Source organism: Rhodococcus sp. ACPA1, assembly GCF_002300195.1.
GTDB classification, from domain to species: domain Bacteria; phylum Actinomycetota; class Actinomycetes; order Mycobacteriales; family Mycobacteriaceae; genus Rhodococcus_F; species Rhodococcus_F opacus.
Window position 1 is genome coordinate 104,599 of the sequence record NZ_NSDX01000008.1, and the last position, 16,015, is coordinate 120,613.

At 61.6% G+C, this 16,015-nt stretch carries 10 protein-coding genes; 5 read left to right on the forward strand and 5 right to left on the reverse strand.

The features are described 5' to 3' along the window. Positions 1-1,101: 1,101 nt before the first annotated feature. The 3 genes from CJ177_RS33445 to CJ177_RS33455 all read left to right on the forward strand — a co-directional run bounded on the left by CJ177_RS33445 (position 1,102) and on the right by CJ177_RS33455 (position 3,184). Entirely contained in the window at positions 1,102-2,022 is a 921-nt protein-coding gene (locus CJ177_RS33445) for a ParA family protein (protein ID WP_043792356.1), read from the forward strand. Continuing rightward, the gene (locus tag CJ177_RS33450; protein ID WP_095869615.1) at positions 2,019-2,744 is read left to right on the forward strand and encodes a hypothetical protein; all 726 of its coding nucleotides are present in this window, start codon (positions 2,019-2,021) and stop codon (positions 2,742-2,744) included. Before CJ177_RS33445 ends, CJ177_RS33450 begins: the two co-directional genes overlap by 4 nt. 203 nt (positions 2,745-2,947) lie before the next feature. After that, on the forward strand, positions 2,948-3,184 hold the full coding sequence (locus tag CJ177_RS33455; RefSeq protein ID WP_095869616.1) for a hypothetical protein: 237 nt from the start codon (positions 2,948-2,950) through the stop codon (positions 3,182-3,184). A 233-nt stretch (positions 3,185-3,417) separates the two neighbouring features. On the opposite strand, the gene CJ177_RS33460 is transcribed toward CJ177_RS33455, so the two are convergent. From CJ177_RS33460 to CJ177_RS33480, 5 genes are all read right to left on the reverse strand, one after another. Continuing rightward, a complete protein-coding gene (locus CJ177_RS33460) occupies positions 3,418-3,612 on the reverse strand; it encodes a hypothetical protein (RefSeq protein WP_005571223.1) in 195 nt (64 codons plus the stop codon). A 73-nt stretch (positions 3,613-3,685) separates the two neighbouring features. Next, entirely contained in the window at positions 3,686-4,543 is an 858-nt protein-coding gene (locus CJ177_RS33465) for a ParA family protein (protein WP_005571224.1), read from the reverse strand. Between the two features lie 115 nt (positions 4,544-4,658). Next, a complete protein-coding gene (locus CJ177_RS33470; RefSeq protein WP_257014796.1) occupies positions 4,659-6,272 on the reverse strand; it encodes a ParB/RepB/Spo0J family partition protein in 1,614 nt (537 codons plus the stop codon). Between the two features lie 2,313 nt (positions 6,273-8,585). Next, positions 8,586-9,833, reverse strand: a complete 1,248-nt coding sequence (locus CJ177_RS33475; protein ID WP_257014797.1) for a replication protein — start codon at positions 9,831-9,833, stop codon at positions 8,586-8,588. A gap of 464 nt (positions 9,834-10,297) precedes the next feature. Beyond that, a complete protein-coding gene (locus tag CJ177_RS33480) occupies positions 10,298-10,525 on the reverse strand; it encodes a hypothetical protein (protein ID WP_005262432.1) in 228 nt (75 codons plus the stop codon). Between the two features lie 3,926 nt (positions 10,526-14,451). Here CJ177_RS33480 and CJ177_RS33490 point away from each other — a divergent pair. Continuing rightward, positions 14,452-15,012 (forward strand): adenylate kinase, encoded by a 561-nt coding sequence (locus CJ177_RS33490; protein WP_095869618.1) that lies wholly within the window; start codon positions 14,452-14,454, stop codon positions 15,010-15,012. Positions 15,013-15,180: 168 nt separating this feature from the next. After that, positions 15,181-15,855 carry a TetR/AcrR family transcriptional regulator gene (locus CJ177_RS33495; RefSeq protein ID WP_095869619.1) on the forward strand — a complete coding sequence of 225 codons (675 nt, stop codon included), beginning with the start codon at positions 15,181-15,183 and terminating at the stop codon, positions 15,853-15,855. Positions 15,856-16,015 lie beyond the last annotated feature (160 nt).

The following is a 16,015-nucleotide window of genomic DNA, read 5'->3' on the forward strand; positions in this document are numbered from 1 at the left end:
TGACGATGACGTGACGAATTGCCCGACGCCCTTTTCTCGCTCCGTGTATAAAGACCCGTTTGAAGGCGTCCGTTTACCGAGACTGGGGCGGTCAATTTCTTGACAGCGGGAGAACGGCCCCTTTTGGAGTTTCGTCAAGTGACGTAACACCGGGAGGGGTGTGGCGGGTCTAATGTGGGCCGGTTCCAGGAGTGGCCCCGCCCCTAAGAGCGGATTCCAGGCGGTGCTCGGCGACACTCTTCACCGATCGCCCCGGCCAACAAGAGACTGGATTGGCGACCATGTGCATGGCCATCGGTATGGCCTTGCATATGGCCTTAGGTCAGATGTTCGTGGCAGCTAGATCCAGGAGTTGAACATGGACGCCATTCGCACTCTTGGTGGCGCAGCGAAGGAAGCCGCAGCCGGCACTCACCCCCGCTCCCCGTCCGAGTATTCAGCAACGAGAGTTATTTCCCCCTCTGAACAGGAGGTTTATGGCTACGCGCTTCACGAGAGGCGCCAGGCCACCTTCGGCTGCCGTCCGCAAGACCAGGTTCCTACCTCGCCACTCCGTGTCGGGGAACGACCCACCGTGGCACCGAATGGTCTGTGTCGAGCAGGCAGAGACCACTCCCCCACCGCGCAGATTCGGGCAACAAGAGAACTAATTTCGCCACTAGGTGAACCGTTCACGTCTGCCAATCTGAACGAACAAAATACCCTCTGAACTGCTCGTATATCTATGGCCTTAAGTATGGCCTTGGCAACGTCCTTAACAAACACCGCTGAAACCGCAGGTGACATGATCGTCACAGTCACCTTGTTTATGCCCTGTGCTACCACCACTGCAACCACCTTAACCATGCCCTGATACACCGCCCTTGAATAGGCCGTGTACACGAACATCAACCCGACCTTTCGAAAGACGGCCTATGAGGCCGCTGTCAACAACATTCACAAAGACCTTTAACAAGACCTGTTGCGCAACCTTCCCAACCACCATTGAACAGGCGTGGGTAATAGCCTTAGCAACGGCGATACTCATGACGTGTTGCACCCCCTTAGACAGGGGCGTGTCGTTGGCCATCTAGGAGACCGGCCAGCCGTACCGTGCTATGCATGTCACCAACGCAGCCCCCGCGCAGTGTGCTCATCGCCAACCAAAAGGGCGGTGTCGGCAAAAGCTCGATCGTCGCAGCGGTCGCAGGCATGGTCTCAGCCGCCGGACGCCGGGTACTCGTCGTTGACGCGGACCAGCAGGCAAACGTCACAGCCTCCGATCTTGGAGTTGAGGGAGACCGCGGGAAGGGCCTCAGCATGGCCCTTCAGTACGCGCACCCGCTCGAACCCACCCGAGAGGTCCGACCGAACCTCGATCTCATCCCCGGAGGACCGGCACTCGCGGTCATCGGCGCGATCGCGGCGACCGCTGCCCAATCAGGAATGGATCTGCGGGGCAACCTCGTGTCCACCCTCACCGAATTGCAGTCCGTCGAACACTACGACCTGATTCTGATCGACTCGGGCCCCGGAGACGCCCCACTGCTCGACGCACTGCTGGGTACCGCGCGTTACCTCCTCGTGCCGACCAAGGACGACGATGCAAGCCTGTCGGGAGTGGAGCTCCTCGCGGCCCGCTACCTTCGCGCACGGGAGAACGGTTCCCTCATCCAACTTCTCGGTGTCGTGCTCTTTGATGCGAACCCACGCGCGACAGCGCGGAACCGTGAAGTTTTCGAGCAGGTTGAGGACCTGCTCGAAGGTAGCGGCGCTGCGCCGTTCGAAACCTTCATTCGCTCTGATCGTGCAGCCGCCGTCGATCTCCGGATCCGTCACCTGACCCCCGCGGAACTGGTCGCCGCCGCCGAGGATCAACTGAAGAATCGGATCCAGCGGCTGCGCGACAAGAAGCGCCTCGGTGAGCGTTTGTGGTCCCGAGACCCGTCCGGTCTCGCGAGTGACTACCAATCCCTTACCCGAGAAGTTCTCAGCCGGTTGGCGTCGGCGGAGAAGGACGAAGTCTCCGGGGGAGTGGCGTGAGTGCACGACGCCGGAAGGCCGCTTTCGATCCCGGAGCTCTTGGAGATCTCGACGATCTGCTCCCCACACTGAGCATCGTCACCGAAACGGTCGACGAAACGACTGCCCCGCAGTCCGCACCCTCACCGGACGACCAAGAAAGCGAAGCAGCGGCCACCGTACCGGAACCGTCACCCGCAGCGTTGCCCGATCCCCCCGAGTCGGACGACGCGTCGCCAGAATTGCCGAACGCTGAATCTGAAGCCCCCCAACTGCAGTCCGAGGCTTCAAAGCCGGTCGTTGCGCCCCGTCGGAAACCCAAAACACGCAGCGACAGCAGCCCGGTGCCGATCCGGACCGCCCCTCCTGAGGTCTATCTCCCCCCGGCGGTATACACCGCACTGCGCCAACTCACGCTCGAGGAAAGACAGCGTGACCGCGCAACGGCGCGTCCCTATGGGCAAGTAGTCCTCGACGCTGTTGAGAGGCACGCCGGCGAACTTCAACGCCACTGGAGCGCCGCAGAACCTCAAGCAAGCGCTGGACTGTTCAAGCGGCGCGAGGCAGGTGCGCAACCGCGCCGCCGACGGCACAGCGAGATTCAAGCTCGTGTGCCTCTTGCCGGGATCATCGCCTCCGATACCGCCACACTCGATGCTCTTGCCGAAGAGTGGTCCGCGGGTAGCCGTAGCGCGCTGGTCGAACACGCACTCCGCCTGTATTTGGATGTCAGACCAGACTGAATAACGGCAACCGCACCAGGACACGCGCGAATCGATAATCGAACGGGGCGGGGAACCGGGGGAGGGGCGTCCAGTCGTGGAGAGAGCCATCGTCGCCTCAACAAAGTGGCGGTGGTGTCCCCAGCCCATCGGACACCACATCGCACGCGGACCCTCCGGGAAAAGGTCGTCACTGCGGACACCCGTCCCGATATGGTGACGCGGTGGCCGAAACAACGTTCTCCCGAGACACGATCGTGGGTCTGGTCGCACTCCTCACGGTCGGTCTCGCGGCACTGGCGCCCGGCCTCTCGCTGGGCTGGAAATGGGTCAGTGGCCAGGGCAGCACGTCGGTTACGGCGATCTTGTTTCTGATCCTTCTGATCTTCGGCGGCAGTGCGGCAACGGCGTACGCATGCCGTGGACTCTGGAGCCGCTTCCGTCGTCCAACACACGATTGACTGCACCGTCAGGCACGGCACGATCAACGCGGGAAGGGGACAGCCCAGTCCTATCGATCGTGGCGCCGGAACCGCGCCGCCGACCACACCGACTTGGCTCGCGACCCTCGCTTGGTAGCCCTCGCTTGCCTATGACGATCCAGCAGAGGGCTTACCGCCGCGGCGATTGCATCGACGGCTTGTCACAGGCCCTTCCGCCTGCCTCTAGAGCTCTCCACGCCACCCGCCTTGCCTCACACCGCCTTACCGGGCTCCAACGGCTCGGCGTCGGGCTGAATCGCGCGACCATCGTTGTAGGTCTCGGCAATCACTCTCAGTTGCGCTGCGAACGCCTCCTGCGTGAACTGCATAAGCGAGTACGGTCGCCCGGTCTTGCGACGCACGAGGCGTACCGCGGCCCGGGCGAGCGCGTGCAGATCATGGGGCACATTGACTGTGCTAGTCCCACGTGAAGGCCGCATGTGCCGCCCAACATCGTTCACCACAGGTGGCCTCCAGTCCCTACGCGACCACTGCCCGTTGTCCGAACAGCCCCAGCTTCTGCATGTGAGTCAGCGCAGCTCGGTAGTCGCTGGTGACCGTCTTTGCCCTGTAACCGTAGATCGGCACCGGAACATAGTTCGTGTAGGCCTCATCCACGATGCTCGCGCGACGGATCGGGGGCGTCACCCTGTCCTCGTATTCGCTCAGCAGATCGTCCATCTGCTCACGGTAAACGTCGCCGATCGGGGGGACTGCGCAGGGGACGATGGACAGCAGCGGAACGTCGACGCGGTAGGTCCGCTTGATCTTCCGCAGTTCCTGCTCCAACGCCGGGATGCCTTCGTTCTCCTTGCCGGATGGCTTCGTGCATGTGATCAGGCCCCACGATCCGTACGGCCCTTCCTCATCGACGGTTGTCGCGAGGATGCCGGCGATCACCAGAACATTCAAGGAGCCGGGGGAGTCGATCAAGGTGACGTCGACAGGATCCGCTTCCTCGAGGGCGTCACGCAGATGAAGGACACCACCGGTTACTGCGGGCAGCTCCACGATCAGCTTGTCGAGTGTGTCACGAGCGGCGGGGACGATTGTGAGGTTGGGGATCTCCTCGTACACGGGTTGGTCGGCTTCGTCGTACCCCCGCAGCACCCGCGCCGGGCGTTCGACTTCCTTGATCGAAGCGTTGCGCCGGAGGACGTCGGCCGCGGTCTTACCGGAGGCTTCCGGGTATCCGAGCCAGGTGCTTGCGTTTGCCTGACTGTCCATGTCGAGAACTCGGACGCGGTATCCGTCCTGGGCGAGCAGCGTGGCGGTCGACGTGACCGTCGTCGTTTTTCCGGCACTGCCGGACAGGGTTGCTACTGCGTAGGTAGCCACGGGAACTCCTTGCGGTTTGAAGGTTCTGAATTCGTTGGTGTCCGCTTATGGGTGATGCACGGTGCATCACCCCGCGGCGGGAGCGAACTCGGTGATGCACCGTGCATCACCGACGTCAATCGGCGAGCGACAGTGCGCGGCGCGCGGCGTCGAGGCGGGCTTCCTCCCACGCGGTCGGCTTGTAACCGGCACGCTCGGACAGCAAGTCCAAGTACGCGAGATCAGAACGGCCCCACTCCCGGGAGGAATCGGCTGCCGCGAGTTCGTAACCTGCAACCGCACATGCCCAGGCGATCTCACTGCGGCGCTTCTCGTCGCCGTTCTCGACACTCACCCGGAACTCGGTGGAGTCGAGACCTTCCAATCCAACAAATGCCTGCGCCAGCCTCCACCCCTCCTTGCTCGTCGCCAGAGCGGAGATGCCATAGGCGTATTGGTCGATAAAGTAGGTCACCAACTTCTCCCGTGACGGAACGGAGGCCGCGAGCTTCTTGCCCGCTTCTCGACGCGCCTTCGCTGCCGCCGTCCCTGCTTCCGCTTCCCGCTTCGCGGCCAACTCGTCGGCATTGCCTTCGGCTCGAGCGGGTTTGTCGACGGCGTAGTAGACAAGCGTTCCTTGCCCGGGGTCGATCGCGCCGACGACTTTGGTGCTCGCGAGATCGATATCGGACACCTCGAACAGTCGATGCTCATGGAAGCTCTCACCGAACCGCTCGCGCGGATCCACGATATCGAGTCCCGCAGCCGATGCCTGCTCTCGGGACTTCCGTTCCGTCAACACACGTTCAGCCGCGCGCGTCGGGCTCATTCCGCGATCAGCAATCAGCGTGAACGCCGCAAGCTGCTCGGAACGACGGGTATCCGAGCTTTGCGCCGGGTCTGGCTTCTTCTGCCAGCTCCGTGCAGGACCGTAGGGGAGCGCACCCGCCAAAGCGGCGCCCTCGGCGCTTCGAATCGCGTCCTCCGCAATCGCAGCCTGGACCTCGGGGGCAAGGAGTAACAGCGACAGCCGCCTGGACACCGTCGCCTGATCGACGCCCAGTTTGTCCGCGATGGCACGCTGGCCCATTCCCAACTCGGAGTACCGAGCGAACATCTGAGCCTCGGCGATCTCCGAAAGGTCCTGGCGTCCGAGATTCTCCAACGTCATGGCGTCGAGGTCGCCGTGATCGTCCATCACGGCGTCGTCAATCACCGCCGGAATCGTCGCCAGCCCGGCGGCAATGGCGGCCGCGCGGCGGCGGTGCCCGTAGATGACCACATACTCGGCATCGTCACCAAGAGCGTGAGCGAGGTCGGGCCGTTGCGCGAGGAACCCCTCCCGGGTTACAAGCAACCCGGGAACCTTGATGCCATTCGCCCTGGCGCCGTTGACCAGCTCATCCCACTTTGGGTCACCAGCCTGAGGCTTAGACCTGTCGGGGTCGTTGAACGGGTGCGGTACGGTCTGAAGCACCGGAACCTGCACCACGGTTTGGCCGTCGGCGGCAGCTAATCCAGCAAGCGCGGCCGTGATGCCGCCCGTGTTCGCATCGCCGTTCGTCTGCGTAGGTGCGCCAGAAGAGGCTGCGGCCGCGAGCTCCTCGCTATCCTCGCCGCCGGCGTACTTTCGGAACCGACTCGCAGTCTTCCTGCCTGCCGGTTTACGTGCGGCCGGCTTGCGTTTGCTCGCGGCCGGACTGGTCGATGAGCTGGTGGCCACCATTTCGGATGTCACTCCGGCGCTCATAATCCTCCATTCTCTACGCATGCTTTGCATGTATTCAGTTGGAGCGTACTGGGAACGAGCTGCCTCCATTGACATCTCCGGCGGCGTGTCGCGATCGGGTGATGCACCGTGCATCACCCGAAAGGTCCGCCCTTGGGCAAGCGCAATGTCACCACTAGCTGGCCATACGGTCAATAACGGTCCCGTAGCGCTAATGCGAGTCCAACCCGGCATTCTCTCGACGTGGGCGATTCGCTGATCCGACCCGGGTGGATCGCCACCGGGGTGAGTCCACGGGTGATGCACGGTGCATCACCCCGCGTGCTTCGCCATCGTTCGAGCGTCCTAGGTGAAGGCGGCCCTAAGCCTTACAGCACTGCGGTGATGCACGGTGCATCACCTCCACGTGACACCACGGGTGATGCACGGTGCATCACCCGTGGACGATCCATGCCCGGATCGACCACCTGACGTGAGCACGGCCATCCAGCGAGCCTCCGCCGACGCTGGTGCCTATCGTTGCCGTAGTCGACACCAAGATTCATATTTGGCGGGCCTCCAAACATCCAGCCCGTATCGCGATCGGACAGTAATGGTCAGCGGACACGACCCTGAGAGCGGGTGATCATGCCGAGTCGGCGGGGCGATCATGCTTTGCTGCAAACGTCAGAACCCAACTATTCCGCGTTCTCCTGACATGCACATCGGTGCACGCGATCGATGCAGCCCCCGATGTGGTCACCGCGACGGGGGTTGGGTCCGCCCTTCATGCATGTTCAATCTGTTGTGCAACATTTGAGCGAAAGCGCGGCAGTCAGCCAGGACGGCGTGTGCGTCGATCCAACGGCGCCGGGGCTCGCAGCGCCTGGCGCGACAGCACCGGCAGCAGGTTTGTGCCTTCCGGCAACTTCGACTGGACACGGGCGGATTGCCTGCTCGGCCAGCCCGCCCATGCCTGGAACTAGATGCAGGCGACGCGCGTGTGCCAACTACCAGGTCGGCGCTCAAACGCTACCGCCGTCCCACAGTGTCGATGCCCCCTGGGGGGTGATGCACGGTGCATCACTCCCAGGCTCAGCTCGATGGGAGTGGGCAGTCAGACACCTACACGCCGAAATTCGAACTCGAGGAAGCGGCCGACGACCAGCTGATCTCATCGCCTCGCCACCGCGTGAAGCTCCGCGCATTCGATGGCGCGGCCGCCCTCAAGAACTGGTGAGGTAGAAGACTTCGGCGGATAGCAGTCCGGTGCCCCGAATCGGCAGCGGGTTTCCTAGGTGATCGGGCCCCGATCTCCCTCGCACTGCGTGTGTCGGCAGATCGGGGCGGGGAGATACCGACACTCGCCGGAGCGGCGTCATCAGGTTCCCGACGGCGCCCTACCGGCAACTCCCGGGACGCGGAAGGTATGTGCAGGAGTGGTGAGTGGATCGGCGAGTGAATCCGTCGGCACCTTCGTGGGTGCATCGGCCGACGCACTGAAGGGGCGGGAATGAGGGTCGAGTCAACCGGCGCATCATGCCCCTGCGGCCCATCGCCGGCACATGTGGGGACAAGTCCCGGATCCTCGAAACCCCGGCGACGGTCGGAGAAACAGGGGTGTGAGCTTCTCGGCGTCCCACAGCCGAGCACCTATCCCGATGGTGCACCTCATGAACCTCGGACCGCGCCATTGACGGATACCAGCAACATCGATCGCCCGCCACTCGCGTGCGACTCCCGATCCACTTCCGCCCCGCGCCGCATCACTTAGTGCGCCTCGCATGCAGGGCACCCGCGGACGACCCACTGAAACCTGGTCAGGCACACTCTTACCCTTGCGAGCGGCACCATTGCCATTTCATTCACGCGAAAGCCCGCCGCCCCTTTTCGCTCCCCTCCACCACGGTCGGAGGCATTCTGACGTACACCGCTATCCCGCAGCGGGTTTCTACCGCAAAGTTCCACCTTTCGTCGACCTGCTGGCGAACGCGACCCTCGACGCGTTCACATATCGACATGATCCCGACCGCGTACAGAATTGCTCTGTTGCCGCACGTCGGCGAACCTTCGGAGTCGGGTCGTGCACGGACGGTGTCGCCGACAGTTGCTCAGCGAGGTAGCGGCACTACACCCGCAACCAAGCTAGCCTGCACCAACATTCGAGCTGAGATCCACTGCTCCGACCCGGTCGCGCGACATTCCTTTTACGCCCTCGTCCTCAGCCGTAGGGCTCGAATCATCACCGAAGACACTCGGGCGACCCACCCTGCGGCGCTCGATAGTCGAAGCCAGCTCCGTTGAGCTCGAACGCCCTTAACGCTGGTGCCAGGTTGGCCACCGACAAGTACCTGGTCACATCTGGGCGACCGCCTGCTGACGCCGGTTCAGCGTTGCTGCAAGCGCTTGACGGCACCGCTGACGGTACTCTGCAGACGCAATCAGGGCATCCCGGCGGCTGAGACGCGCATCGCGGTCGATAATGCGCTGACGGGCCTCCTGGGCCGCTTTTTGAGCCATCTCGGTCGGTGAGGGTTGAGTCCAATCGATGTGCGCCAGCCTCCAACGGAGAAACCCGACAGGTCGCTCGATGTGAGTCGGCCACGTCCAGCCTCGCTGCTGGGTATCCCGCGTCAGTTCAGCGGCGATGTCACGACCACGCCACCGGGTCTCATCGATGCCGGCATTCGCGAGTGCCTCGCAAATCAATCCCACATGCCCGGCCGAAGCGAAGACTGGGGCATGAACAAGCAGCTCAGCGGCTGTCCGTTGCAGTTCGATTGCCCGAGGCTGCGGCGGCGTCGTCCTAGGATTTTTCGAGTCCTCGCCCGTGCGCGTTCGCGCGCGCGTTGGTGATAACTCTCTAACAAGAGATAACAACTTAAATCCCCTAGAAGGGGATAGGGGGCCACGAGAACGCAACTGGGGATAACTCGAGAGAGCACCATCCTTGGAGCGACGAACCTTCTTCGCCAGCTTCTTCGTCACCACCTGTGCCTCGATGACGAGGGATTTCGGGGATGTCAGCGCCCACACTGACGCTGCACGACGTTGAATCCGCCCATGGTGGGATTCCGCAGCGTGAGATTCTTCAGCTGTCAAGTACCGCCCACGCACCATCTCGCAAGCTACCGAGAGGGTGTGAAGGGCCCTTCTCGCGCGTTTCACCACCGACACACTGACTCCGCTGCGGTGGGCGATCGTCTCCCTGGAGGCGCACACACGACGGCCTGTTGACCGCTCAGCGAACGAGGCCATCGTCACAGCCACGGCAAAGACGAACTCCGTGCTGACCTTGAACCATCGGCACACCCCTCGACCGGTGGGGGAATTCAACACTTCGCGGACCTGTCGCTGCCAGGCAGCGCGCCCGGTCCATGCTGGCGTCGAAGCCTGCCCGCTCGGATCTACGGGTAACGACCAGGAACGGCCTCGCTGATCGCTCTCGGCGTTGAGCCGTTCGACACGATTGACTCGCTCGACAGCGGCCGAGACCAGAGCATCCCACTCGGTGTCATCGGTAGAAGAAACCTCACCGACTGGGGCAATCGGAACATGGTTGTCGAAAAATTCGGCCGCATTCGCGGCGGATTCGGGGTGCATGACGCGCCTTTCACGCGCCCTTCACCAAGATGTTGCCGTGAGTCGCTGGCATCACCAGCGGGACATGGCTTACCCTGACAAGAGCGCACGGTATCGACACGACTGCTCGCGGGACTGCCAATCACAGGAGCGGTCGTGTTGGAACGGCCAGATATGTTCGGTGGGTCTCATCCGTAAAGGGTGGGACCCACCGACGTTTTCGCTAGTGGAGTGGGCACCTCCTCACGGCATGCCTGAACGCCGGAAGAGCCGGCGACATGAGGTCAGCGCATACGGAATCGTCACGTTGGCGCAAAAATGAGAGGTCGCGAACACCAATATCACGCCGTGTCGCGTGCGCACGACGAATCGCGCGTTCTATACTCATAGAAGGCAGACCTCCTCCCTTGCGTGGTGGTTTGTACGACGAGCGGAACCCCCGGAGCTGGCGAGCGAAGGGGGGTTTCGCCTTTTCTGGGCTCTGTTCAGCCCGTCATTGGCAACTCTTCCTGTCTGGCTTGCGCCGGAATCGCTGGCTCGTTCTCGAGTGCCAGCTGAACAAGCGCGATCATTCGATCGGTGATTGTCTTGACCCGACCATCGTCAACCGGTGCGAGAATCCGATCGGCGATCTCCGCGGGGAACTCAACCCCGATATGGCGAACGGCGACGTCGCGGGCTGGGCGCCCGCCCCGACTTTTCCGAGTTGTCATGCCTTAAATCCTGCTCTTTGGGTTTAACTAAACCGCGCAGCGACACGCCGAGTTAAATAAAACTCGAAAAGTGCCCCAGAGAGCCTCCTCTGGACACGAATCTGGCTCCGAATCGTATGCGAACGACCGCCGGCAATCAGCGAAAATATTTGATCAAGCGAAACGCAAATTGCATAGACAATCACACCACCCGAGAAACGTCACGTGATGAATCAAAATCTATGTGAGACACAGAGTTACGCCTTAGAACCGGGGTGGGGAGCGGCCACACAGAGAGCAAGCCCGTCGCAGAACCCCGTCGATCAGACCCTGTCGGATGAATAGTCAGCGTCGCTTTTCCGCACCCGGATCGAGTGCGATGGGAAGGTATTGAAATGCTTCAAGAAGTTCATCCGCACTGAGGCCGGAGCGAGCAAAATCCAGACGATAGCTGATCAATCTCGGAAAACTGCAGTTCGAGACGCTCCGGGGTATCCAACACCCTACGAATATCGATCGCCATCACTTCAGCGACACAGTCAAGGGCGGGCGGGCCTGCGCATTCGCGCACCGTCTGAACCCCGAAACCCCGCGCCCAGACGACAAGAGCGGGTGCCTCATACGCCCTGGGGCAATGCGCGCACTCACACAACCAACACCTCGGCACCGCCTGACAGGAGCAACCAGCAAAGCCCGCCGACTGCGAATAAACGACACCTCACCCGCCGCCACAAGACTCTTGAGGGGTTCGCAGGCGTTTGTACCAAAATGTGTAGACCAAGCGGGCGTATTCGGTCCGATGGGAACTGTCTCTGCAAATCCATTCTTGGTCCTACGCAGGTCACTTTTAGGGTTCCCGCGCATACCGAATGAGAACCACAGTCGCCACAAGATCGCCATCAACCAAACCAGTCGAGATGTCCGCCCAACGGGTCCGGCCCAATTACCCCGTCGCGCCGATCGATCCGCTATCGACGAACGTACTGAATCGGACTTTTTGCCGGACAGCAAGGGATGCGCATACTATGCGAAGCCAGGGAAATCCGCACTCACAACTACGGCTGGAATCAGAACATGAGATGCATCGGATTCGGAAACCTCTCAATGACTGAGCTCGCCGGCATTTCGAGAAGCAGCGCCACATCGCTGTCGGGTCTCGTGACTACCGGGTGCGGACTGCCTCAACCCCTCATGACGAACATCGTTCCAATCAACCCAGCGCTCGTGTTGAACTTGCCGTAACGGTGCACCGAGAAGCCGTGCCGCCGGGGGAGGCGTGCGAGAAACTGAGTGTGTCATTTGGTCGGAGGGGAGTGTGCGTACCGACGCTCCGGGGATTGATGAATTTCACTTCGCAACCGAGAGGTCCACTTGGTCGATACATCTAACAATCCTCCCCTCTCACTTGGACGAGCACCCGACCTCACCCGCGCAACATTCGACTCAAGGGAAGGTAGTCGCGGAAGGGCACTGCGGAAAGTCCGATCGCGTTCAGACGCATAAGGTCATGCGTCCGTATGTGAATCGTGCGAGCATCGACCAATTTGTGCACACGCAACGGATGCAGTGGAGATGTCGCGCAAGAGCATGAGATTTCACGATCCGAGGATCTGAAGCGGTGACCTCTTGGCCGCGCTGATCTGCAACCCGCGCCGTGCGATGCACGGTGCATCACGCGTGGAAACCGGTGATGCACCGTGCATCACCACAGGTCGAAGCAAGGTGAGGCCCACTCCACCTCACGGACGTTGAAAAGAAGAATCTGCCCTCGACGGCAGATGGTCGAGGGCGGAGCCACAGGGTTGCGGTCACCGCTTGGGTGCCTCCGTGTCGCACGTCCCAAGAGGCTGAGACCTCGGCACCGACGTCGCTTGCAACGCCGTGCGTCTTGGGAACGCGGAGTTGATGGCGGCCGTGCGATGGGAGCGGTGACTGTCAGCGCCTGACCGGATGCCGGGGTCGCCCGGCGTACAAACGCAACTGACACTTTCGCCTGATGTCGAGCAAGAGGGTTCGTCCATGTGGAGATCGACCGCCGTGTTGCGATCGGTCGACGCGCTGAAGGATTCCGGGTTCCGGAATCTGCCCGATCCGGATACCCGGTGGCCACTAAATCATCGGCACGAAGAGGAGCAGTCGCAGTCGTGGTGTAGTGCGCACCCACCCGACGAACTCTGGCCGCCAAAAAGGGGCGGCGATACCAGAGCAACTATGCCCAATTGGAGTTGCGGCGCGGGTGAGACGTCGCTGCGACGCTGTCGAGCCGGGCATCGGCAACACGTTCGACGACCTCCGCGACACCGTGCGTGATACCTGCCTCGGCGATGAGAATGACTGCACCGAAGGGGAATGGGAACGGTGATGCACGGTGCATCACCCGGAAGTAGGTGATGCACCGTGCATCACCCAAGGGGGGTACCTGGTGGCGATGTAGGTGACAACTACACCAGAGTCAGTGTGATTGCGGGAGCAGGCCATTGGAAGGTGCGGTCGCCTCATGGTGTTGCCCACCAACACTGGTTCGGCACGCGGGAGGCCACCCCTTGCGTAGGTACACGCGTTACTTCAATCCGAGCAAAGAGTCGTTCCACTGGGAGATGTAGTTTGGAAGCTGTTCCCGCTCGTCTTCACGTGGCTTCGGGGTCACTGTGGAGGTGCCACAGGGCGGGGCGGCGCGCTCCAAACCTTCGGTCTATCCGTACGGAAGATGAGAACAACGTGCACCCTTGATGCCTGACGCGCAGATTCGGAGAGATGACGGGCAGAATTTGTTGGTGCAAATACTGTCGTCGCCGAGAAAGTCGACTATCGGCCACCCGATTTCCCCGACCGGCGGGGTACAACGGCAGATCCGTACATGCCGCCGCTTTGCCCGAGTGATGTTCCACGGGGTGACGTTTCGAGGTCACTCCGCCGATTGAGTGCTGAGCGGGGAAGTGTCAGCCCCTCGGGGTCGTCGCGGATCGGCGGCAGAGAGTGAGCCTCATCGGTCAGGTACCACTCGTCAAGGTTTCGAGACCCTCACGAGCCGTCAATATCTCACGCCACCTTCGTGGTTACCCGTCGGTAATAGTGTCGGATCCAAAGGGGTGTGATCGAATAACCTTGTGCAGTAAGAAACTTGCAAATATTGAGACGGCTGATTAGTGCAGGACAAGTCCTACAACCGCAGGCCCGACCTTTCACCCTGGACCTAGAGGTAGCCGATTCGGCATGAGCGCAGCCGATCAATGGGTGAGTCGGGGCGTAGTCAAGGCTCGGCAAGTGCCTTCAGTACACAGACGCATAGAACGCCAAAGTTGTTGTCACCCATCGCACCCAGTGCCCGTTCCTGGTCGCTCGCTTATCGCCATCCACTTCGAGTAGCCCGGGCTGGGATCGGTATAGATGAGGACGGACTGCGAAACCCCGCCGGAGCTGGCGGACGGCGGGGCCGCTACACCGGCAGTCGACTATCGGTTGCGCAGTGCGAACCAAGTCAGCTACTAGGGTCCAGCTGACGGGCGGGCCACCGACAACCTGCACATAGGATCAGCCGGTGCGGAACAAATCGTATGGTGTCAACCACTTGTGTCCCAAAAATGTGGCCTATAACACTGGAGTTCTTGCGGTAGACGCGAAGGCTGCACCTACATACAGCGGCTGATCCGCGAGTACCGAACAGCGCGTGAGAAAGTCGGTGTCCTACCGTCGACACGCCCGACCGCGGGTGGGGTCGTCGCTGGCCTTGGACGTCCGACGAGATCTCGTTCAGGTACTCATCAGAGGGTCACGGCAGGACCGGCCGCGGACGACGGCGACATCCAGCCGCGCGGGCTGGACAATAGACGAGGTGCTAATTATCGTTAGTATGTATCGTCTCGGCCGTCGGCCTTGGTGGCGATACGCCCATCCGGTGGTGGCTCTTCAATGGCTCACCGCCATTCCCATTCACGAAGGGTCGGCTCATGCGACTTGTCCTCCTAGGCCCGCCGGGCGCCGGAAAAGGCACGCAAGCACAGTTGCTATCGGAGAGCATGGGTATACCGCACATCTCGACTGGCGATCTATTCCGGACCCACATCACCCAGAACACCTCGCTCGGCAAGGAAGCAAGTCGTTTCTTGGATGCCGGTGAACTCGTTCCGAGCGCCCTGACAATCGATATGGTCCGTGACCGCCTCGCTCAGCCGGACACCGAGAATGGATTTTTATTTGACGGGTTTCCGCGTTCGATAGCTCAGGCAGAGGCATTGGCCCACAGTCTCGACCAGCGCGGCGTGAAGCTGAACGCCGTCCTGTCCTTCGTCATTGACGAGGAGATGGTCATCGAGCGCATGCTTGCTCGAGGTCGTGCCGACGATTCCGAGGTGGTCATCCGCAACCGGTTGAACGTGTATGCCGAGGAAACAGCGCCGCTGCTCGATCACTACTCGGACCTGCTCATCGCGGTCGACGCCTCCGGCGCGGTCGATGAAGTGAATCGCCACATGCAGATGAAACTTCACGCCAAGGTCAACGCTCTCTGAGTCGAGTCGTCCGAGTTGCACATTCGACATCGCCAACGCCACCGCCGTCGTCGGACGGGCTCCGCTACGGCTTTCATGTTGTGTACGCCGAGGTTGTGCGATTGCAAGCAACGTTCAGATCGCGTGTCGGTGGGACGAGTGAAGTCGGGGACGAGAGAGATGAAGCCAATGAAACGGCACGTTGAAGGACAGTCCGCCCCTGTCCGGTCGGTCACGAAGTCTGACCTTCGCGAGGTGGCGCTAACGTTGTTTGCCGAACGTGGTTACCACGGGACGTCGTTGAAGGAAATCGCTCAAGAACTGGGGATACGGACCCCGAGCCTGTACAACCACATGGAGTCGAAGGGTTCCCTGTTGAGGGAGATCGTTCTCCAGACACTCCATCATGTGGTCGGAGATTTCGAGCGTGTGCTGGCGGAGACGAGCGACCCGGCCGACCGACTGCGGGCGGCTACCGCAGTGTATGCGTACCGGCACGCTACCCATCGGCGCGAGGCGTTGGTTGTCAATCAAGAGGCAATACATCTGGAGGAGCCTGATTGGACTGTGGCGCAGCAGACTCGGCGCCAACACGAACACGGTTTCCGTCAGTTGATTGTCGATGGACAGACGGCGGGGGTTTTCTCAGTCGAGTCTCCGAAAGTGGCGTCCTTCGCGATTCGTGAGATGTGCGTGTCGGTCGCGCGATGGTTCCGCAGCGATGGCCCATTGTCGGCAGCCGACGTCGCGGACCAGTACAGCGCGTTCGCGTTGGGCATTGTCGGTGCCGAGGGTGCAGCGCCACGCCTGTCGACTCCGTTTACACCGTCGGTTTTTGGCGGCATGCCGCTTCGGTCGGTCTGAGGATTTCGGGCACGGTTCGGAGCCGGTAGTGATCGTGGTAGGGCCCAGTTCCCGGGTGCAACGCGCCTGTGCCGTTGCATCTGTGCCGCGTTTGGTGAGCGGCAGGGCATGTCGGCATTCTTTCACGGGCTCTCCGATGACACCTTTACTCGGCCCTCAC

What these genes read in the sequence shown, in the direction of transcription:
- CJ177_RS33445 (WP_043792356.1), top strand. Translation starts at nt 1,102, where the DNA reads ATGTCACCAACGCAGCCCCCGCGCAGTGTGCTCATCGCCAACCAAAAG.
- CJ177_RS33495 (WP_095869619.1), top strand. Translation starts at nt 15,181, where the DNA reads ATGAAACGGCACGTTGAAGGACAGTCCGCCCCTGTCCGGTCGGTCACG.
- CJ177_RS33480 (WP_005262432.1), bottom strand. Translation starts at nt 10,525, where the DNA reads ATGACAACTCGGAAAAGTCGGGGCGGGCGCCCAGCCCGCGACGTCGCC.
- CJ177_RS33490 (WP_095869618.1), top strand. Translation starts at nt 14,452, where the DNA reads ATGCGACTTGTCCTCCTAGGCCCGCCGGGCGCCGGAAAAGGCACGCAA.
- CJ177_RS33475 (WP_257014797.1), bottom strand. Translation starts at nt 9,833, where the DNA reads ATGCACCCCGAATCCGCCGCGAATGCGGCCGAATTTTTCGACAACCAT.
- CJ177_RS33470 (WP_257014796.1), bottom strand. Translation starts at nt 6,272, where the DNA reads ATGAGCGCCGGAGTGACATCCGAAATGGTGGCCACCAGCTCATCGACC.